Here is an 18,127-nt window from a genome sequence, read left to right on the forward strand (position 1 = left end):
AAATTTAAAGAAAGCTATCATTTAATGTTTCATCATCGCCTGCAAAAAACGTCTTACAAATAAATTCATTTATAATTTAGTACAAAAAAACGTATTCCTTCCTTACTCTGGAATACGTATTAAACATAATAACAATTAAAGCTCTTATTTTTTATACAAAACATCAATTCATTAAAAAACTTGAATTGAATACTCACCAACATATTCATCATTTACATCTAACCGATTAATAACATATTTATCAACTAATTGCCCAGTTGTTTCCAATGTATCCGCAATTCCCCACCAAGGCTCGATGCAAATAAATGGTGCTTCAACATTCGATTTGGTCCAAATGCCTGCAAATTTAGCATTTTCAATATTAACTTTAATACCATGTTTCTTATCAGTATCAATGATTTTGATTTCAACTGGACGTTCATCTAGTTCAAGAATTATTGCATCATTTTTGTAGTCTGAACGATTTAATACCAATTCTTTTTTGGCATCAAACATAATGTCTTGGTGTAAATCTAAAAACGGTCCATTTAAAACTTTACGTTGATACAACTTAGCTGGCGTAATTTGGATTTGATAGTCTTCAAATTTTTTGCCACCTGACAATGGAATATTGAAACCAGGGTGTCCTCCCAAGCCAAAATAAATCACTTGCTGATCAATATTTTTAACTAAGTATTTAATTCCAATTTCACCAATTTCAGATAAGGTAAATATTACATCAAATTGAAATTTAAAAGGATATTGCCGGTGTGTCTCAATAGAATCTTCTAATCGTAATTGAATCATCTTTGAATCAGCATTAATTATCTTAAAAACTAGATCACGAGCAAATCCATGTTGCGTCATATCATATATTTGGCCTTCAAATTGATATGTATCGTTTTGTAAGCGTCCAACAATGGGGAAAAGATGAGGTGCATGTCTTCCCCAAATTTCAGGATTAGCTTGCCAAAGATACTCTGTCTCATTATTTTTCAAATAAATACTATTTAATTCCGCCCCCTGTTCATTTACAGCTACTCGGACTTTTTCATTTTCTAAATATAGCATGCTATCCCCCGTGAATTGTATAAAGCGCTTTCAATAATTTTATTTTAACAAAGTTTAATCTATTTTCAAAATATAATTTAGATAATAAAAGGCTGAGATTATAACAATCTCAGCCAAAAATTCAAAATGATCATTCAACTGCGCTTATCAAGCTTTATTACTTTTTAGCAGCTTTCTTTTTAGTTGCTTTTTTCGTGGCTGGTTTCTTACTTTTAGTGGTCTTAGATTTTTTATTATCTTCACCATCTTTAGGTGTAGTTCCATCAGCTAATGTCTTTTCAGTTGGCTTATCCCATGAGATAAACTCACAATCAGGATAACGTGAGCAACCATAGAAAGTCCGACCGCGTTTTGTCTTTCGTTCAATAATTTGACCTTGATGACACTTAGGGCAAACTAAGCCAATTTCTTTTACAATTGTTTTAGTATTCCGACAATCAGGAAAACGTGAGCAAGCAAAGAATTTACCATATCGTCCAAGGCGTTCCAACATAGGAGCCCCACAAATTTCACAGTTTTCACCGGCTAACTTATCTTTGACAACAATTTTTTCCATTTCTGATTCAGCTATATCTAGCTCACCTTTAAATGGTTTATAAAATTCATCAACTACTTTAACCCAATCTTCATTCCCAGTTTCAACATTATCTAGTTCACCTTCAATTTGGGCAGTAAATTTTAGATCAGCTACATCAGGGAAATAATCTCGAACGGCGTCTTGAACCATTTTACCAATTTCAGTTGGAATAAATTTCTTTGCGTCCATTTTGACATATGCTCGTGATTTCAAAGTTTCAATCGTAGCAGCATAAGTTGATGGCCGTCCAACACCAGCTTCTTCCAAAGCTTTAACCAACGCAGCTTCAGTATAACGTGGCTTGGGCTGAGTAAACTTTTGTTCAGGATTAATTTTATCCAGCTTAACATTACCACCCTCTACCATTTCAGGTAGAACATTATCTTTAGCTTTAGCAGCTGGGTAAGCTTTTGTATAACCAGCAAATTTAGTCGTAGCTCCATTAGCTCTGAACATAACCCCATTTTGTGTCAAAGTAACTCGGACCCGATCAATAACTTCTGATGTCATTTGAGAGGCCACAAATCGTGACCAAATCAATTGATAAAGTTTAAATTGGTCATTAGTTAACTTGTCCTTAATTGATTTAGGTGTTCGGAAAACTGAAGTAGGTCGAACCGCCTCATGAGCATCCTGTGCCCCTTCTTGCAATTTACCTTGTACTGGTTTAGTTGCAGCATATTCATCACCGTATTCTTCATGAATAAATTTAGATGCATCATTTTTTGCAATGGATGATATTCGTGTGGAATCGGTACGCATATAGGTAATTAACCCAACTGAACCTTCTTTACCACCCAGATTAATCCCTTCATATAATTGTTGCGCTGTAGACATCGTACGCCGAGTTTGAAAACTCAATTGCGTGTTAGCTGCCTGTTGCAAAGTTGAAGTTGTAAAAGCTGGACTGGGATTGTTTTTTCCTTCGCTCTTAACGACTTCACTTATATCAAATTCTTGATTTTGATCGATTCGTTTCAAAATTGATTGAACCATTTCATTGTCTGGGATTCGCTTAACCTTTTGACCATCTACCCCATAAAATCCAGCTTTAAATTTCTTATTAGATTTTTTGAATTCAGCTGGTAATTCCCAGTATTCTTCAGGCTGAAAGGCTTGAATATCATTCTCACGATCAATAATTAAACCCAATGCTCCAGATTGAACCCGACCAGCACTCAGTCCTTTTTTAATTTTCTTCCATAGAAGAGGCGAGATTGAGTAGCCAACCAAACGGTCTAAAATTCGGCGTGCCTGTTGAGCATTAACCAAATTCATATCCAATTGGCGTGGGCGTTTAAAGGCATCTTTAACTGCATCTTTAGTAATTTCATTAAAGACCACTCGATTTTCTTCAGAACTAGTATCAAGATCTAAAATATGCGCCAAATGCCAGGCAATTGATTCTCCTTCACGATCCGGGTCAGATGCTAAATAAACATGTTTAGCTGCTTTAGCTTCTTTTTTCAAGTTTTTTATGACATCCCCCTTTCCACGAATATTTATATATTTAGGGTTATAGTCATTTTCAGTATCAACTCCCATTTGTGACTTTGGTAAATCACGAATATGTCCGATACTGGCAACTACTTTATATCCAGATCCTAAGTATTTTTCAATAGTTTTGGCTTTTGATGGTGATTCAACAATTACTAAATTTTTCTTTCGTTTAGCGGTGGTACGCTTTTTAGTTTTTGGTTTATCTTTTGTCGTTGTTGGCACGTACTCATCCCCTTTTCTTTAATATTTTTATTCTTTATGTTTGCTTACTATAATATAAAAAATAAAAAATTACCATACTATTGTAAATAAATCATTTTTTTCAACATTTGCTAATGTTATGCCAATTATGAATTTTTTTAAAGTAACATATTATCCCATTAACTTAATTTACCATACTTAAATCATAAATTCAGTTTAAATTTCACCCTTTTAAATCTATACTTTATTAATGAAACTTTTGAAACAATATATTGCTTATTTTATACAAAAGTATTCATTTAACATCTTATATAAAAAGCTTGAAACATAAAATGCTTCAAGCTTTTTTAAGGTTATTCAAAATGACCTAAAAATTGATAAATTGGGAAACCGGCACTTGAAAACTTCTCTTCATATTCAGTTTCTATATTATCTTCCATCTTTTCAGTGTCTTCATGTAAATTCAAAGAAATTCCCTTTGGATCAAATTTAATACCAAAATTAGCAAAACTATATAGTGAATACTCAAAAAGTCCTCGATTGTCAGTTTTAAATGCAAGATCTCCACCAGCTGGTAAAATTGACTTATACCCAGCTAAAAATGATTTATACGTTAATCGACGGGTTTCATGTTTATTTTTGGGCCATGGATCTGAAAAGTTTAAATAAACTTTACTTACTTCACCCTTTGAGAAATAGGTTTCAACTCCTGCACCATCACCATATATAAATTTAAGATTAGGAAGTTCAGCTTCATCTTCATCGGCTTTTCGTGCTGCAACAGCAATTGCTGATTCTTGAATTTCCATCCCAATAAAATTAATATCGGGATATTTTTTAGCCATTCCAATAATGAATTGACCTTTCCCAGTTCCAACTTCAATATGAATTGGGGCTTCTTGAGCAAAAATATTCATCCAATTTCCTTGAAGTCCGGTTGCTCGATCTTGTGTAATAACTAATTCATCATGATTAGTTAACCAAGTATCAGCCCATTTTTTATTTCTTAATCTCATTTTTCTTCCTTTTCCTGAATTTAAAATTGAATCAACACGTAAATAACAATAATTGATTCTAATGAAAAATTCAACGTCCCAGATAAGATAAACTCTTACCAACATTAATTGCCATAGTTAAGCACTAATAAATCTAAATTGGCTAACTTTTAAGCTAAAACCAATTAAAACACAACATTGTCAATAATAACAAGATAATTACTAGATTGGTACCTAAATTTATTATTGAACGATCTAGTGCTTTAAAAACATTCGATAATTTAAGTATAGTAATAAGTCTGAATATTATGCTGATTTAATTAACAACATGGTACAATATTCGTATATTGAATTTTTTATTCTACGGAGGAAATCCTATCATGCCTGATATTTTTGATAAAATTATTGCTGGTGATGTTCCATCATTTAAAATTTATGAAGATGATGATGCCCTTGCCTTTTTAGATCTCTCTCAAATCACACCTGGACATACCCTTCTAATTCCGAAAAATGACGTTACTGATATCTTTGATTATGATGATGAAACGGCCGCTAAAGTTCTTTCTAAGTTACCAATCATCGCCCGCGCCATTCGTGCTTCCAATCCTGATATTATCGGAATTAACATCTTTTCAAATAACGGAACTGGAGCCGGTCAAGTTGTTCCCCATTCTCATTTCCATATTGTACCTCGATATAAAGATGATGACTTTAATATTACTGAATTTAGTAACGCTGACCTTTATGATACTGATAAATATCAGACAATTGCAGATTCCATTATTGAAAAATTAGAGGATTAATTTATGCCTATTAACAATTTTTCAAGCCGCTTAAAAAAAGAATTTAATAGTTGGAAAGTCCTTTTTAATCAAGCCAAGGACGCTAATCACCACTTTCAAAAGGCTCAAGCGGATTTGAAACATGAAATTCCAAAAGCAGAAGAAACGATTGTTGACTTACAACATAAACTTGATTTATACCAAGAAAAAAATTCTTTTAAAATTAATCGCATTAAAAACACTTCCGAAAAAATAAATCGCAAATTAAAGTAAGAATTGGAAACCTAAGTTACTTTTATAAAGTAACCTCGGTTTTTATTCTTTATCAAAGATAACAATGTTTTTACGTATTCAATTTTATATAATTAATGATATTAATAGTTTCTATTAATAATATTATTTTAGAAGCAATACATTCAAAAGGAGAAATACATGATTTTATTCTTGACCACTATTATTGCATTAGAACATCTTATTTTTATGCTTATTGAAATATTTGCTAAGCCTGAATTACAATCTAAATCGTTTGATTTGCCAACATCATTCTTAGAAAATCCCTACGCTAAAAGTGCTTTGGGAAATCAAGGAATTTACAATGGAATGTTAGCAGTAACCATTATTCTATCTAATTTTCTAATCCCATACCCTCAACTAAAAACCATCTTAATTTTGTTAATGTTTTATATTTCAGTTGTTGGGATCTATGGTTCACTTACCGTGACGAAAAAAATATTCTTTATTCAATCCTTACCAGCGATGATCACAATGCTTCTTATCTTTATTACTAAATAAGTAATAAATTAATCGCAAAATTGATAATTTACTGTTTATTACCTATCTTTATGATGCATCCAAAGATTATTTTATCCTAGCCTTAATTATTAACTGATATCAATATATAAAAATAATATGGTATAAAACATTTTTATTTAGAATGGGCATAAAAATTAATATGTTAGATATATTGATTAGTCAAAGTGTAATTGTTAAAATTAAATTAGTTAATTATGTGCTTTATATAATCAAACAAACATGGAGGTTTTTAATGAATCATTCTAATACTCTATCAAAAAGTTTCTTATATTCTATAATAATTATTGTTCTAGGTTCTATCTCATCTTTTCTCGTCCCTATCTTTTCTAATATGTCGATAAAAGATATTTACAGTTCATTATCATTGCCTGCAATCTCGCCTCCCAATTGGATTTTTGGACCAGTCTGGATTATTCTCTACATTCTTTTAGGAATTTATCTAGCTAATTCAAATAAGCATAATGTCAAGCTTAATTGGCTGATGTACATTCAACTAATCCTAAACTTCATTTGGACCCCTATATTCTTTGGGACAGGTAATTATCTATTAGCATCAATCATCATTGTTTTGATGGATGTTTTCACTTTAATAATATTCTACAAAGATAGAAGCAATCATAAGTATTTACTATTGCCCTATATTGTCTGGATACTATTTGCAACGTATTTAACAATATCAGTATTCATTATGAATTAAATCAAAAAAGGCCACTGACAATTCAATCGGTAGGCCTTTTAATTTCAACTAACATTTAAGTTGTGATATTATCTTAGATAATTAAAATATTGCTTCAATAACTCAAATATGGGAGGTGTTACTTTGAAAATAATAATCAATACTAGTTTAATAATTATGCTAATTATAACAATTACCTTAAATTTCATGTACGACGCAGACTGGCTCTACCTGGCCATGGCTATTGTATTATTTATATGGCAAGTACCTCAATTTCAGCAAACTAAAAGTCGTACTAATAAATATCTAGCAATAACGTTTTTAATTTTAGGCATATTCTTCGTTTTTATGAAATTAATTGGGTGGAATTAAAATATTCGATGGTAAACTAACCATTTTATAAACATACTTAAATTTGAATATATTGGGTACTTACTTAAGCTTTGCCTTCCCAACCGCCTTTAGTATTAACGTTTGCTTCCAAAGCAGCCGTTTCTAATTGCTTCATCTCAAAATCACTTAATTGAATATTTAATGCCAGTTTTGCATCAGAAACCTGAGGCAACTTAGTCACACCAAGAATGGGTGTTGTTCCTTTTTTAATAGCCCAAGCAACCGCAATCTGCGCAGGATTGACTTGGTGAACATCTGCAATCTGATTCATTAAATCTAGCAAATTATCCATCTTAGAGAATATTGGATTATATGTTTTTCCACGAGTGGAATCAGCTGGCATTGGATTATCAATATTGTACTTTCCAGACAAAGCTCCTTGCTCCAAAACCATGTATGAGAAAAACTCAATGTCATTATTTTTACTATATTCTAATAGACCAGAATCAATTGATGCTGGATATAACAAACTAAAATGATTTTGAACTGCATCAAGTTTTATCCCGTGTGGTGCTAAAATTTCTTGAACTCTTTTTACTTGTTCCAGATCATGATTAGATACACCAATCCGCTTAACCTTACCTGACTTTACAACATCTACAAGATATGGCGTCCATCGTTCAATATCAGCAGCATTATGAATCCAGTACATATCAATGTAATCAGTACCCAAACGTTCAAGACTACCATTTAACATGTCCATAATTGGGTTTTCGGCATTATCATTCTGCATTCCTGGGGTAAATTTATCAGAAATAGTTAAATCTTTACGAATATAATTTTTAGCTAATAACCCTAAAATTTTTTCAGATTGACCATTCGCATAAGCATAAGCTGTATCAAATAATTTAAGATCATTATCTATTGCTGCATCAAAGACTGATTTTAATTCATTAACGCCTAAATTATTACCAAATACAACGTTACCGCCAGCTGCTCCGCCGACCCCCCATGACCATGTTCCAATTGCAATTTTATTTTTCATTTTAAAGCCTCTTACTTCTTTCTTCTAATTTATAATTACTAACTATGATAAAAGACGTGCTGGAACACCAACGACAGTACTATCATCCGCGACATCATGAGTAACTACTGAACCAGCACCCACAATTGCATTTTTACCGATTGTTACTCCTGGTGTAATCGTACTATTTGCGCCAATCCAAGCATTTTCTTTAATATGAACTGGTTTTAATTCTAAATCGCGCCGTCTATTCGGATCTTTAGCATGATTCACAGACACAATGGTTACATTTGGTGCAATGAGAACATTATCGTCGATTACAATACCGCCAACATCAACAAACATCGCATTTTTATTAACAAAAACATTTTTACCAAATCTAATATTCGCTCCATAATCCGTTTGAAACGGTAAATTAATTTCTACAGTTTCATCAATATTTGAGTTAGTTATTATCGAAATTTTTTCCCTAACTGATTTAGGACTTTGCACATTAGTATTTAATTGTTGTATTAATATCTCATTATCTGTTTTAATTTCATTTATATTATTAAATTCCGAACTATTAGCAGAAATAATCTTGTTTGTAAATTCCATCTGTCCATTAAACCTCTTGAGCCGTTGGTCGTACAATCATATCTGAAATCGTGACATGTTTTGGTTGATCAATAATGTATGCAACTGCATTAGCAATATCCTCAGGGTCGAGAACATTCATTCTTAAGTCTTCAGGGTTAGACCCCGCAAACATTTTAGCCATTTCTTTTTCTAGTGCTGGGTTATCTAATGTTGAGTTTAGTTCAGAATTAACTGCACCAGGCGATACGATTGATGATCTAATTCCATGCAAACGTTCTTCTTGACGAAGACCTTCCATAATAGCTCGAACGGCAAATTTTGTTCCATTATATACAGCTGATTCAGGATAGACGACATGTCCAGCGACAGAATCTGTCGTAATAATGAGACCATCATTTTGTTTTTTCATAATTGGCAAAACTGCCCCAATCCCATGTAAAACTCCCATAATATTTATTTGAATTTCATTTTCCCAATTTTCATATTTTGCATCTGAAAGATTTTCTCGGGGCATAATACCAGCGTTGTTATATAAAACATCTACTCGACCATATTTGGTCATTGCAAAATCAATTAGCTTTTTTACGTCTTCTTTACTTGCTACGTCGGTAACCTTATAATCAATCTCGCCATCAATTTCAGTCACGAGTTGCTGTAAGCGTTCTTCACGCCTAGCACCTAGAATTAATTTTGCTCCTTTGCTAGCAAGTAATTTTGCCGTCGCTGCTCCAATCCCTGATGAAGCCCCTACTATAACTACTACTTTATTTTCGATTGCCATTATTTTTTTCCTCTTTTTAGATTAAGTTTTATCAATAAATATATCTTACTACCATTCATTAATGATGTATAATATCAATATTGCATGTCTAATTATGCAAAAAACGCATACATAGATAAGGATATTTTATGGAAATTCAAACTTTGAAAAATTTCATCTCAGTTATTAACGAAGGGAATATATCTGCTGCTGCCAAAATAAATAACATTTCACAGTCAACTTTATCAAGACAAATGACTGAACTAGAAAGAGAAATAAATATTAAATTATTCGATCGAGGTAGTCGGAAAATTTCATTAACCGAGGCGGGAACAATATATTATCAACGAATTAGAGAACTTCTATTATTACTAAATAGAGCCGAAAAAGAAGTTCATCAAACTAAAATATTGTCAGGTGAATTATATATAGGTGCCCCAGAGACTGAAGGTATGGAGATAATTGCAAGTGCAATCAGCAATCTTACGAAAAAGAGCCCTGATATTCGTGTCCATTTATATAGTGGAAATGCAGAAGATTTGAATTTCAAAATGAATAATGGAATCCTTGATTTTGTAATATCACTTAATAACGATACCCAAAATGCCAACTTTATCCGTCTCCCAAAGGCAGATTCTTGGGGAATAATAATGAAGTCCAATGATTCTCTAGCCAATAAACATGAAATAACCCCTGAAATGTTAGAAAATAGAAAATTAATTATCTCTAATCAAAGTAGTGCAAGAAGTGAACTAGAATCATGGCTAGGATACTCGCTGCTAGATTCACAGATTACTGGTACTTATAATCTGATTTTTAATGCGGCCCTTTTAGTCCAAAAAGAAATCGGGATTGCCATCGGTATAGACAAATTAATCGAATCAACGGCAATGAATGGCTTAATATTTAAACCATTCGCTAACTATCTAACTTCTCATCTAGATATTACTTGGAGTAAAGGGAAAGAATTATCAGAAATTTCATCGGCATTTTTAGAAGAATTAAGAAAGTTACTTTAAGGTAAATAAAAATAAGAGAGGTGTCATTATGACCACCCCTCTTTTTTAATTTATAGTAACAATTTATTAAATATATTGTAACTTTAATTTTTACTGCGTCCATATAGCCATGAAACAATTGCTACAATGATAACGGCTCCAATAATAGATGGCACCAATGCCATTCCAGCTACTTGTGGTCCCCAAGAACCAAATAACATCTCGCCTATCCAAGAACCTGCTAACCCAGCAATAATATTAGCAATCCATCCCATCGATGTCTTTGTAATAGCCCCACCGATAGCTCCAATAATTGCACCAATAATAAGTGTCCAAATTAATCCCATAATAGAACTCCTCCTAACATATTTTTTAGCGCTTACTTTTTGATCTTTTCTTTTAATTTATCATCCATGTCTGATGCTGCATCCTTAACGTCACCTACAACTTCTTTAACCTTACCCATAAATCCTTCAGCTTTTCCTTCGGCTTCAGTCTTAGTGTCACCAGTCACCTTACCTGATACTTCCTTAACTTTACCTGTTGTCTGATCCTTCATTCCAGCTAACTTGTCGTCTAAAGCCATAATAGATTCCTCCTGTAGTTGTGTAAACGAATATTTCATTTAGGGCGTCATTTGTTTGTACTTAATTATAACACAATTAACAAAACGTTACCATTGCCATCGTTTTATAATAAAAAAGCAATAACATAAGTCATTGCTTTAAATATAATTTAAAATTAAATGATTTTTGCCTCATATGCTCTTGAAGCGATATCCAAGAAATTAAATGATTCAAACTCATCTGGATTATATACATAATTATCAGCACTAAAGCTAACCATCAAATTAACTGGATTTTCATTAATATCGCCATAATAACCTATCACAACTGGTTTATTAGTTCCAACAGCATATCCAATTTCTATGGCTCCACCCATATCAGGAGCATCAGCAGGATACGTTGCAACCACTAAATCAGCATTATTAATTGCTCGAATATCTGCCTTATACGTCATAGTTGCCCATTCGAAATCTGGCTCAAACTCGCCACCTTCGACAAAGACTAACCCTTTATATTGATGTAACAATGGAACATGGATATGTGCGATTGTTGGGTTTTGCAATAATGCTTCATAAGTAGCTAAAGTTGCATCAATTTGTGTTTCAGTCCACCATGAATGAGCTAAATAAACTGAACGAGCTCCTGGAAGCTTTTCAAGATCTTGGTACTTTTCTTCTAACGCAAGTAGTTCTTTCATAACTTCATTTTCAGATAACATTGTCTAATCTCCTAAAGTATTTGATCTAATAAGTTTACGATTTATTTTCTTATTTTTCAAGAAATGAATAATCATGTTACTAATTTATAAGTACTTAAGATACATGAATAATCTAACATGATTTTATACGATTAAATGAGACTATAAATTATTATCATAGATGAATTCTTGAACTTTAACCGTAACTTCAATTAGTAAAACATTCAATTTATTCTTAATAATATTAAAAAAATATATATTGATTATTTTTTTATTTATTACTTAACATTTTTTTGATATTATTAAATTGTTTTGGCTTATTACTGCCCTAAACTTACGTAATAAATCATATACCATTACTATAAGCTATAATTACGAATTAACTTGTTTAGTAGATCTGGATAAAGATCTACAATAAAAATTTAGATCTAAAAATCATTCATGTCTAAACATAAATATTCAATAAAATGTCTTATATACATTTACTTAATAAATACGTGCTGAATATCCACGTTAAACTGTTCCCTTTAAGGAGTAGATAATTCGTCATGAATAAGATCAAAGAATTATGGACCACTACATTGTGGTTTAAAGTCGTTATCATACTAATTGCAATTTTTATCGCGTATAGTTTACCAAGCTTTGCCGTCTTTATTGGTTTTATAGGTTTAATTTATTCTTTTATTTCGTATATACGAAAATTATTATTAAAAAAGAAAACAAAATTTAATCCAAACTATCTTTTATTAGCTGGTTTAATTTTTATAATCATTGGCTCAAGTAATCCTGCTTTTCATAAAGACACTACGAACCAAAATGAGCCAATCTCGTCTTCATCATCTATTAAAAAGTCTAAAGCAGAGTCTGAAAGCAAAGTTAATTCTGAGAGCAAAGCTAAGGCCAGCTCAGAAAGCAAAGCTAGGTCTGAGAGCAAAGCCAAAGCCACCTCAGAAAGCAAAGCTAAGTCTGAAAGTCAATTAGAGTCTGAATCCATTGCTTCTAGTGAGTCTGCTGAAGAATCACAAAGAATAGTTAATTCGGAATCAGCCGCAAGTTCCAGCGTTGCTGCAGCTGCATCTCAAGTACAGCAAGCAAGTCCAAGTTCAATCCACACCAAGTAGCTCTGGTGGTTCTAGAACTGGTAGCCATTGGGCAATTAAAGACGGTTATGATTGGTCTACTAGAAAAGGGCATTCTCATATTATTCCGGCTGGTGGCGCTCTTCCTGCTGGATATCATTGGGAAGTCGCCCAATAGACATTTTTATCGATTAAATATAAACCAACGTATTAATGATTTATGATATTATAGAACAGGCTCAATACCCAGTAAATTTTAGTATTTAGTTTAATAAACATTATATTTTTAAGGAGTAGTTGACTTGCATATTAATAAATTGTCGATATTTAGCCTTATTGAAAAGATAATAAATACATTATTTTTTATCTGGATTTTTATCATTTTAATCGGGGCTTTATATTCAGACCATCTTTTTTCTTTAGATAATCCTTATCGATTATCCACAATAACTGGTTTGGTCGCATTAATATTAATTGTATTAGGTGCTTTTAAATTCTCAAAATTCAAATCCTTAACATTGCCCATTTTTAATTCATCTAAAAAACATAAAATATATTTACTATTATGTATATCTGTAATTGTTTTTTCATGGCAAATATATTTTATAAATAAAGCGAATACCGGAATTGGTTTTGATGCTGGAATCGTTGCTTCTGAAGTAGTAAATCATAGTAATATTAATGACTGGTTTAGATACAGAATATTTTTGGAGTAGCCTTTTCGGTGCATCATGGTTATCTTTTAGTTATCTATCTTTTCTTTGCGTTGATTTATTCATGGTTACTTCTTTAATATCAATATATTTAATTGATAAAACTAAGACATTTAAAACTTGGTCAATTTTCCTTATATGGTTAAGTGTATTTCCTTATATCATTGTCCCTTATACTGATACTACAGTATTACCACTAATTAGCACTTATATTTTAGGCTACACGCTACTTAAAAAAGCTACGAGCCGTAGTCAACAAATAATCGGTGCTTTCTTACTTGGTATTTTTGCAATGTTGGGATATTTGATGAAGCCTACAGCAGTCATACCTTTAATAGCCATTATCGTAGTTGAATTATTATACCTATTTTTTAATCGAACAAAAAAAGAAGATAATCTAAAATTAATAATAAAATGCATACTAGTTATCATAGCTGCACTTTGTGTTCAATTTGGTTACCAAATAAAAACAAATAATCAAAAATTTGTACATATTGATCAAAAATTAAAGGTACCTGCTATTCACTTTATCTCTATGGGTATGCATGACGAAGGCGGATTTTCTCAGATTGACGCAGGGCCTATGTACTCGGCTCATAGTTCAGATGAAATGAAAAAAATATCAAAAAAAGATATTCAAACTCGAATTAGTGAATATACACCTTATACATATGGTTTATTTTTAATTTATAAAAATTACAATAATACCGCTGATGGTTCGTTTGGATGGCTACAAGAAGGTAACTTTATAGATCAACAACCAAGTAATTTTGTGCAAAATTGGGTTTATCCCAATGGTAAGTATTTAAATAGCTTTTACGTTATCGTACAAATATTGTGGATTTTGGCGTTATTAATATTGCTACTAACCAAGGCATCTTCCGAAAATTCACGGTTATATTTACTATTATTTAAAGTAGCTTTGCTTGGTGGTTTTGCTTATCTTTTGATTTTTGAAGGTGGTAGAAGTAGATACTTAATTCAATTTATTCCAGTTATAATATTACTATTAGGATTATCAAATTTTAGCCATTCAACAAATAACTTAAACTAAAATATCATTTATAAAAAGATTATTGAACAAGATATATGTTTTTGTAGCATATACCGTTAATAATTCCTAATGTTAGAAAAAATAAATTTATTTATATCAAAAAGGACTTTGTTAAATATAACAAAGTCCTTTTTAGTATATTTTATTAATATGGCAGATTCTAAAATTAATCCTAACACTTTAATTTGGAGGAATAAGAATAAAACACGAGGAACGTTTAAGAGTAACGTCACAATTTAACAACACCTGCTTCACTTCCATTGATAAAATAAATCATTTTATGCACTGATAAGTTGATAGTGATACAAACAAAAAAGCAATAACCTGAGTCACTGCTTTAATGTGTAAAAATAATTAAACTAGTAACGCTGGAATAGCTTATTTATAGATTAATAACTAATTCAATCTTATAAACAGGGGAAGGCTACCCAGCGTCACCGCAAGCATAACACTTTAATCTATATATACCTATTTCATTAATCAATTTAAAAAACGCCTGAACCTGATCAGACGTTAATATATAATACTTATAATTTAATTCTTTTTATGATGTACCAAAACAGCGGTTGTAACCGCCGCAACTGCTGCGGCGACAATGATTGAAGTCATTATTGGCATTTGAGAAGCGTTATCTTTAACCACTTCCCACTTCTCCTCAGTCTTACCCATCAATTCTTCAGCCATACCTTCAGCTTCAGTTTTATGATCACCAGTGACCTTACCTGCTACATCTTTAACTTTACCTGTTACTTGATCCTTCATTCCATCTAACTTGTCATCTAAAGCCATAATAGATTCCTCCTCTAGTTGAATAAATGAATTTTCATCCATAGTTAATACTGCTAATATTTATATTATAACACGATAAAGAAACCGCTGTCATTGTTATCTTAAAACAAAAAAACAATAACCGAGGCCATTGTTTTTCATTATGGACTATGTCCATTGACGCCGGATAAGCTTTTTAAAGAGAGTGCTTCTTACATAAAAAAGAGGAATAATATCCGACGCCTGAGCAAGCATAACACGTTTATCTAATTATACCTATTTTATTGGTAAATTTAAAAAACGTATGTTACGACTATCAGACGTCCATAAAATATTTTTATTTAATCTTCTACCATATAATCAGTGACATAAAGATGATCCAAAAAATCCTGTGCATTATCTTTATCCGTAGTTTCATTATCAATTTCAGACTGTACAGACTTTTCAATTTCTTTGCGCACTTCTTCTGAGCGTCCATATTCAACACTAATGTGAACACGGTGGACTTTTTCATTCCAATCAATAGTAGTTGGGCCCCATGTGCTTAAGTGTAAATCTTCTATCCAGTTTGATACCTTTTCTTTTGAATATACCATTCTTCACTCCTTTATTATGCCATCATGGTCCCATCACGGACAATAACACTATCATCCAAAATACCTTGTTCACTAGTAATAACTAGTCCACCAAACGTTGACACTTCAACCTTCATATTTTCTGCTAAGTACTCTTTAGCATAGCCTTTAACTGGAATCTTTCCATAATTAGAATCGACTTCCATATCAAACCATGGTAATAGTGGTTGATCATTTCGCAAAATTAATATGACTAATGAAATTTGCATTGCTCCTTCTGCTGTTATTGAATAGGGTGAAACACCATCTTCATACATAAGTACAATACGTCGATCATTCTTTTGATTTAAAATGGGACTTATTTTTTTCATTGCTTCATCAGTGAAAGTAATATACATTTGCTTACCTCCTAATTTTATAAATAAATTATACAACTTTTTCAAAAATATAGATTAAAAAAAGCAACAACCGAAGTCATTGCTTTTCGTATGTGACATTAAAAAATCTCGGTGTATTAATACTATTAAGAAATATATAATACTAATTCAATGTCTTTTTAAAATTTAACTAGTTTTTACTACGTCCCATTAACCATGAAACTAAAATTACAACAATTACTGCACCTATAATAGATGGGAAAAGTGCCATTCCTGCTAAATGTGGTCCCCATGATCCCAGTAATGTTTCACCTAACCATGAACCAATCAATCCAGCGACAATATTACTTATCCATCCCATCGATGTTTTGGTAATAGCACCACCAATTGCTCCAATAATCGCTCCAATAATTAACGTCCAAATTAATCCCATATTGCCCCCCCTAAATTAATTCTTTAGTTTTTAAATTTTTCCTTAACATCTTCAGCCATTTCAGAAGCGGAATCTTTAACCTCACCTAACTTCTCTTTAGCTTTACCCATTAAGCCTTCAGCTTTACCTTCAGCTTCTTTTTGTGAATCACCGGTAACCTTACCAGAGACTTCCTTAACCTTACCTGTTGCTTGATCCTTCATTCCATCTAACTTGTCATCTAAAGCCATATAGAATCCTCCTCTAATAAAAAAATGAATTTACATTCATAGTTACGTTATTTACATTAATATTATATCATAGCCAAGAAAGCGCTGTCATCATACTTTTTAAATATTTAAAAAAGCAATAACCGAAGTCATTGCTTTTCATTATGGACGGCTGTCCCTGACGTCGAATATTTTTTTAATAGAGTTAAAAGAAATAATATTCGTCCGACGTCTGGGCAAGCATAACACGTTTATTCATTTATACCTATTTTATTTAAAATTTAAACATTATTAGCCGCTGTAGGATTAACTCTTTAGAATAAATATTAACCTTTTAGTCCCTTTGCTTGGCGTTCCATATTTTCTATCACTACATCAAATACAGTCCCAATAGTAATTAGATAATCTATAACACGTCCTGGATTATCAGTATGATAATGTACCTTCATTAGTTCATCATCCCCACCAACGATTAAACTATTACCTGGAAATTTAGTTTCTATTTGTTCAGTTAAATCATCTTCATTTAAAGTTGATCCTTCAATCAGTGCTTGAGTATCAAAAATATATTCATCATTCATTTTGTAGGCCTCCGTAAATTTTAAGATCATTATACTACTTTAATATTCTTAATACCATTTATATATACAAAAAAAGCAACGACCTAAGTCATTACTTTTATGTAGAACAATAATTCCACGCAACGTCAAATTATACTTTTAGATATGTGTCTCTTGAGGGGTAACACAAATCCATTCGACGTTATTATAAGCATAACACTTTTGTTCTATGAAACTTAAACATATCATATTGAACCAGTATGTTAAAATCGATTACTCAATTTTTAAATTTACATGGGTCTAAATGAATTATTTAATTATAATTTATCGTTTAAAAATTGTGCTTCCCCATTTCCAAAGCTCCAGTCATCATCATTATTAGGAATAAGGCTAAACATAATGTCCTCTTCACGTATACCTAATTCATTATGTAGTCTTTCAACCACCTTGCTATAAAATTGTTGTTTAGCCTTCGTCGAACGTGGTCGTGTTACTAGATTGAATAAAACAAAATCATCAGTACGTTCCATCCCCAAACCTGTATCCAAAATTTGCATCTCAAACTTTTCATGTTGCGTCAAAATTTGGTATCGGTCTGCTACTGGTGTTTTAAAAGTTTCCACTTGAACCTCATAAGCAATTTGAAGTAATGTTTTTAAATATTTTTCATCATGACCTTTGATCACGTCAATCCTCATTAATGGCATATTATTATCTCCCGTTTATGGATCATTATATTCCTTGCAAGTCATACATTCAAATTAACCATTAACAATATATTTAATTGAACAATAAGCCAATAAATTTA

At 31.8% G+C, this 18,127-nt stretch carries 24 protein-coding genes; 8 read left to right on the top strand and 16 right to left on the bottom strand.

The window, feature by feature from the left end:
* Window positions 1-171: 171 nt before the first annotated feature.
* The 3 genes from JC2156_RS04675 to trmB form a co-directional block, all read right to left on the bottom strand.
* On the bottom strand, window positions 172-1,050 hold the full coding sequence (locus tag JC2156_RS04675; protein WP_006845567.1) for an aldose 1-epimerase family protein: 879 nt from the start codon (window positions 1,048-1,050) through the stop codon (window positions 172-174).
* 157 nt (window positions 1,051-1,207) lie between these two features.
* Window positions 1,208-3,349 carry a type I DNA topoisomerase gene (gene topA, locus JC2156_RS04680; protein WP_006845568.1) on the bottom strand — a complete coding sequence of 714 codons (2,142 nt, stop codon included), beginning with the start codon at window positions 3,347-3,349 and terminating at the stop codon, window positions 1,208-1,210.
* Window positions 3,350-3,681: 332 nt separating this feature from the next.
* Window positions 3,682-4,344, bottom strand: a complete 663-nt coding sequence (gene trmB / locus JC2156_RS04685) for a tRNA (guanosine(46)-N7)-methyltransferase TrmB (RefSeq protein ID WP_006845569.1) — start codon at window positions 4,342-4,344, stop codon at window positions 3,682-3,684.
* 359 nt (window positions 4,345-4,703) lie between these two features.
* Here trmB and JC2156_RS04690 point away from each other — a divergent pair, with 359 nt between their 5' ends.
* The 4 genes from JC2156_RS04690 (at window position 4,704) to JC2156_RS04705 (ending at window position 6,615) form a co-directional block, all read left to right on the top strand.
* Complete coding sequence (locus JC2156_RS04690; protein WP_006845570.1) at window positions 4,704-5,126, top strand: HIT family protein; 423 nt, start codon at window positions 4,704-4,706, stop codon at window positions 5,124-5,126.
* Between the two features lie 3 nt (window positions 5,127-5,129).
* Entirely contained in the window at window positions 5,130-5,378 is a 249-nt protein-coding gene (locus tag JC2156_RS04695; protein ID WP_006845571.1) for a hypothetical protein, read from the top strand.
* A gap of 159 nt (window positions 5,379-5,537) precedes the next feature.
* Window positions 5,538-5,897 carry a DUF1304 domain-containing protein gene (locus tag JC2156_RS04700; RefSeq protein ID WP_006845572.1) on the top strand — a complete coding sequence of 120 codons (360 nt, stop codon included), beginning with the start codon at window positions 5,538-5,540 and terminating at the stop codon, window positions 5,895-5,897.
* 253 nt (window positions 5,898-6,150) lie between these two features.
* Window positions 6,151-6,615 carry a TspO/MBR family protein gene (locus tag JC2156_RS04705; RefSeq protein ID WP_006845573.1) on the top strand — a complete coding sequence of 155 codons (465 nt, stop codon included), beginning with the start codon at window positions 6,151-6,153 and terminating at the stop codon, window positions 6,613-6,615.
* 415 nt (window positions 6,616-7,030) lie between these two features.
* Here the strand turns inward: JC2156_RS04705 and JC2156_RS04715 are convergent, their stop codons facing one another.
* The 3 genes from JC2156_RS04715 to JC2156_RS04725 are packed head-to-tail and all read right to left on the bottom strand — an operon-like array spanning window position 7,031 to window position 9,311.
* Entirely contained in the window at window positions 7,031-7,972 is a 942-nt protein-coding gene (locus JC2156_RS04715; protein ID WP_006845574.1) for an aldo/keto reductase, read from the bottom strand.
* A gap of 42 nt (window positions 7,973-8,014) precedes the next feature.
* The gene (locus JC2156_RS04720) at window positions 8,015-8,548 is read right to left on the bottom strand and encodes a DapH/DapD/GlmU-related protein (protein ID WP_006845575.1); all 534 of its coding nucleotides are present in this window, start codon (window positions 8,546-8,548) and stop codon (window positions 8,015-8,017) included.
* A 7-nt stretch (window positions 8,549-8,555) separates the two neighbouring features.
* Window positions 8,556-9,311, bottom strand: a complete 756-nt coding sequence (locus JC2156_RS04725; protein WP_006845576.1) for an SDR family oxidoreductase — start codon at window positions 9,309-9,311, stop codon at window positions 8,556-8,558.
* A gap of 128 nt (window positions 9,312-9,439) precedes the next feature.
* On the opposite strand from JC2156_RS04725, the gene JC2156_RS04730 reads away from it, so the two are divergent.
* Entirely contained in the window at window positions 9,440-10,309 is an 870-nt protein-coding gene (locus tag JC2156_RS04730) for a LysR family transcriptional regulator (protein WP_006845577.1), read from the top strand.
* An 83-nt stretch (window positions 10,310-10,392) separates the two neighbouring features.
* Here the strand turns inward: JC2156_RS04730 and JC2156_RS04735 are convergent, their stop codons facing one another.
* The 3 genes from JC2156_RS04735 to JC2156_RS04745 all read right to left on the bottom strand — a co-directional run bounded on the left by JC2156_RS04735 (window position 10,393) and on the right by JC2156_RS04745 (window position 11,572).
* Window positions 10,393-10,635, bottom strand: coding sequence for a GlsB/YeaQ/YmgE family stress response membrane protein (locus tag JC2156_RS04735; protein WP_006845579.1), 243 nt, complete (start codon window positions 10,633-10,635; stop codon window positions 10,393-10,395).
* 32 nt (window positions 10,636-10,667) lie between these two features.
* Entirely contained in the window at window positions 10,668-10,874 is a 207-nt protein-coding gene (locus tag JC2156_RS04740) for a CsbD family protein (protein ID WP_006845580.1), read from the bottom strand.
* 155 nt (window positions 10,875-11,029) lie between these two features.
* The gene (locus JC2156_RS04745; protein WP_006845581.1) at window positions 11,030-11,572 is read right to left on the bottom strand and encodes a nucleoside 2-deoxyribosyltransferase; all 543 of its coding nucleotides are present in this window, start codon (window positions 11,570-11,572) and stop codon (window positions 11,030-11,032) included.
* Window positions 11,573-12,099: 527 nt separating this feature from the next.
* Between JC2156_RS04745 and JC2156_RS04750 the strand changes: the two genes are divergently transcribed.
* The 3 genes from JC2156_RS04750 to JC2156_RS04760 all read left to right on the top strand — a co-directional run bounded on the left by JC2156_RS04750 (window position 12,100) and on the right by JC2156_RS04760 (window position 14,397).
* A complete protein-coding gene (locus JC2156_RS04750; RefSeq protein WP_006845582.1) occupies window positions 12,100-12,672 on the top strand; it encodes a hypothetical protein in 573 nt (190 codons plus the stop codon).
* A gap of 260 nt (window positions 12,673-12,932) precedes the next feature.
* Window positions 12,933-13,346: a hypothetical protein gene (locus JC2156_RS04755; RefSeq protein WP_006845583.1), complete on the top strand. Its 414-nt coding sequence runs from the start codon at window positions 12,933-12,935 to the stop codon at window positions 13,344-13,346.
* The gene (locus JC2156_RS04760; protein ID WP_006845584.1) at window positions 13,312-14,397 is read left to right on the top strand and encodes a glycosyltransferase family protein; all 1,086 of its coding nucleotides are present in this window, start codon (window positions 13,312-13,314) and stop codon (window positions 14,395-14,397) included. Before JC2156_RS04755 ends, JC2156_RS04760 begins: the two co-directional genes overlap by 35 nt.
* Before the next feature lie 534 nt (window positions 14,398-14,931).
* On the opposite strand, the gene JC2156_RS04765 is transcribed toward JC2156_RS04760, so the two are convergent.
* The 7 genes from JC2156_RS04765 to JC2156_RS04795 form a co-directional block, all read right to left on the bottom strand.
* Window positions 14,932-15,228 (bottom strand): CsbD family protein, encoded by a 297-nt coding sequence (locus tag JC2156_RS04765; RefSeq protein WP_420794673.1) that lies wholly within the window; start codon window positions 15,226-15,228, stop codon window positions 14,932-14,934.
* Between the two features lie 278 nt (window positions 15,229-15,506).
* Entirely contained in the window at window positions 15,507-15,761 is a 255-nt protein-coding gene (locus JC2156_RS04770) for a hypothetical protein (protein ID WP_006845586.1), read from the bottom strand.
* Window positions 15,762-15,775: 14 nt separating this feature from the next.
* A complete protein-coding gene (locus JC2156_RS04775) occupies window positions 15,776-16,138 on the bottom strand; it encodes an iron-sulfur cluster biosynthesis family protein (RefSeq protein WP_006845587.1) in 363 nt (120 codons plus the stop codon).
* 169 nt (window positions 16,139-16,307) lie between these two features.
* The gene (locus tag JC2156_RS04780) at window positions 16,308-16,550 is read right to left on the bottom strand and encodes a GlsB/YeaQ/YmgE family stress response membrane protein (protein ID WP_006845588.1); all 243 of its coding nucleotides are present in this window, start codon (window positions 16,548-16,550) and stop codon (window positions 16,308-16,310) included.
* A 23-nt stretch (window positions 16,551-16,573) separates the two neighbouring features.
* Entirely contained in the window at window positions 16,574-16,780 is a 207-nt protein-coding gene (locus JC2156_RS04785; protein ID WP_006845589.1) for a CsbD family protein, read from the bottom strand.
* A 305-nt stretch (window positions 16,781-17,085) separates the two neighbouring features.
* Complete coding sequence (locus JC2156_RS04790; protein WP_006845590.1) at window positions 17,086-17,340, bottom strand: hypothetical protein; 255 nt, start codon at window positions 17,338-17,340, stop codon at window positions 17,086-17,088.
* Window positions 17,341-17,636: 296 nt separating this feature from the next.
* Entirely contained in the window at window positions 17,637-18,026 is a 390-nt protein-coding gene (locus tag JC2156_RS04795) for a tautomerase family protein (RefSeq protein WP_006845592.1), read from the bottom strand.
* Window positions 18,027-18,127 lie beyond the last annotated feature (101 nt).

This window comes from Weissella koreensis KCTC 3621 (assembly GCF_000277645.1).

What these genes read in the sequence shown, in the direction of transcription:
- JC2156_RS04705 (WP_006845573.1), top strand. Translation starts at nt 6,151, where the DNA reads ATGAATCATTCTAATACTCTATCAAAAAGTTTCTTATATTCTATAATA.
- JC2156_RS04790 (WP_006845590.1), bottom strand. Translation starts at nt 17,340, where the DNA reads ATGAATGATGAATATATTTTTGATACTCAAGCACTGATTGAAGGATCA.
- JC2156_RS04745 (WP_006845581.1), bottom strand. Translation starts at nt 11,572, where the DNA reads ATGTTATCTGAAAATGAAGTTATGAAAGAACTACTTGCGTTAGAAGAA.
- JC2156_RS04700 (WP_006845572.1), top strand. Translation starts at nt 5,538, where the DNA reads ATGATTTTATTCTTGACCACTATTATTGCATTAGAACATCTTATTTTT.
- JC2156_RS04735 (WP_006845579.1), bottom strand. Translation starts at nt 10,635, where the DNA reads ATGGGATTAATTTGGACACTTATTATTGGTGCAATTATTGGAGCTATC.
- JC2156_RS04675 (WP_006845567.1), bottom strand. Translation starts at nt 1,050, where the DNA reads ATGCTATATTTAGAAAATGAAAAAGTCCGAGTAGCTGTAAATGAACAG.
- JC2156_RS04775 (WP_006845587.1), bottom strand. Translation starts at nt 16,138, where the DNA reads ATGTATATTACTTTCACTGATGAAGCAATGAAAAAAATAAGTCCCATT.
- JC2156_RS04780 (WP_006845588.1), bottom strand. Translation starts at nt 16,550, where the DNA reads ATGGGATTAATTTGGACGTTAATTATTGGAGCGATTATTGGAGCAATT.
- JC2156_RS04760 (WP_006845584.1), top strand. Translation starts at nt 13,312, where the DNA reads ATGACTGGTTTAGATACAGAATATTTTTGGAGTAGCCTTTTCGGTGCA.
- JC2156_RS04720 (WP_006845575.1), bottom strand. Translation starts at nt 8,548, where the DNA reads ATGGAATTTACAAACAAGATTATTTCTGCTAATAGTTCGGAATTTAAT.
- JC2156_RS04795 (WP_006845592.1), bottom strand. Translation starts at nt 18,026, where the DNA reads ATGCCATTAATGAGGATTGACGTGATCAAAGGTCATGATGAAAAATAT.
- JC2156_RS04730 (WP_006845577.1), top strand. Translation starts at nt 9,440, where the DNA reads ATGGAAATTCAAACTTTGAAAAATTTCATCTCAGTTATTAACGAAGGG.
- JC2156_RS04715 (WP_006845574.1), bottom strand. Translation starts at nt 7,972, where the DNA reads ATGAAAAATAAAATTGCAATTGGAACATGGTCATGGGGGGTCGGCGGA.
- JC2156_RS04695 (WP_006845571.1), top strand. Translation starts at nt 5,130, where the DNA reads ATGCCTATTAACAATTTTTCAAGCCGCTTAAAAAAAGAATTTAATAGT.
- JC2156_RS04765 (WP_420794673.1), bottom strand. Translation starts at nt 15,228, where the DNA reads ATGGATGAAAATTCATTTATTCAACTAGAGGAGGAATCTATTATGGCT.
- JC2156_RS04770 (WP_006845586.1), bottom strand. Translation starts at nt 15,761, where the DNA reads ATGGTATATTCAAAAGAAAAGGTATCAAACTGGATAGAAGATTTACAC.
- JC2156_RS04740 (WP_006845580.1), bottom strand. Translation starts at nt 10,874, where the DNA reads ATGGCTTTAGACGACAAGTTAGCTGGAATGAAGGATCAGACAACAGGT.
- JC2156_RS04750 (WP_006845582.1), top strand. Translation starts at nt 12,100, where the DNA reads ATGAATAAGATCAAAGAATTATGGACCACTACATTGTGGTTTAAAGTC.
- trmB (WP_006845569.1), bottom strand. Translation starts at nt 4,344, where the DNA reads ATGAGATTAAGAAATAAAAAATGGGCTGATACTTGGTTAACTAATCAT.
- JC2156_RS04785 (WP_006845589.1), bottom strand. Translation starts at nt 16,780, where the DNA reads ATGGCTTTAGATGACAAGTTAGATGGAATGAAGGATCAAGCAACAGGT.
- JC2156_RS04690 (WP_006845570.1), top strand. Translation starts at nt 4,704, where the DNA reads ATGCCTGATATTTTTGATAAAATTATTGCTGGTGATGTTCCATCATTT.
- JC2156_RS04725 (WP_006845576.1), bottom strand. Translation starts at nt 9,311, where the DNA reads ATGGCAATCGAAAATAAAGTAGTAGTTATAGTAGGGGCTTCATCAGGG.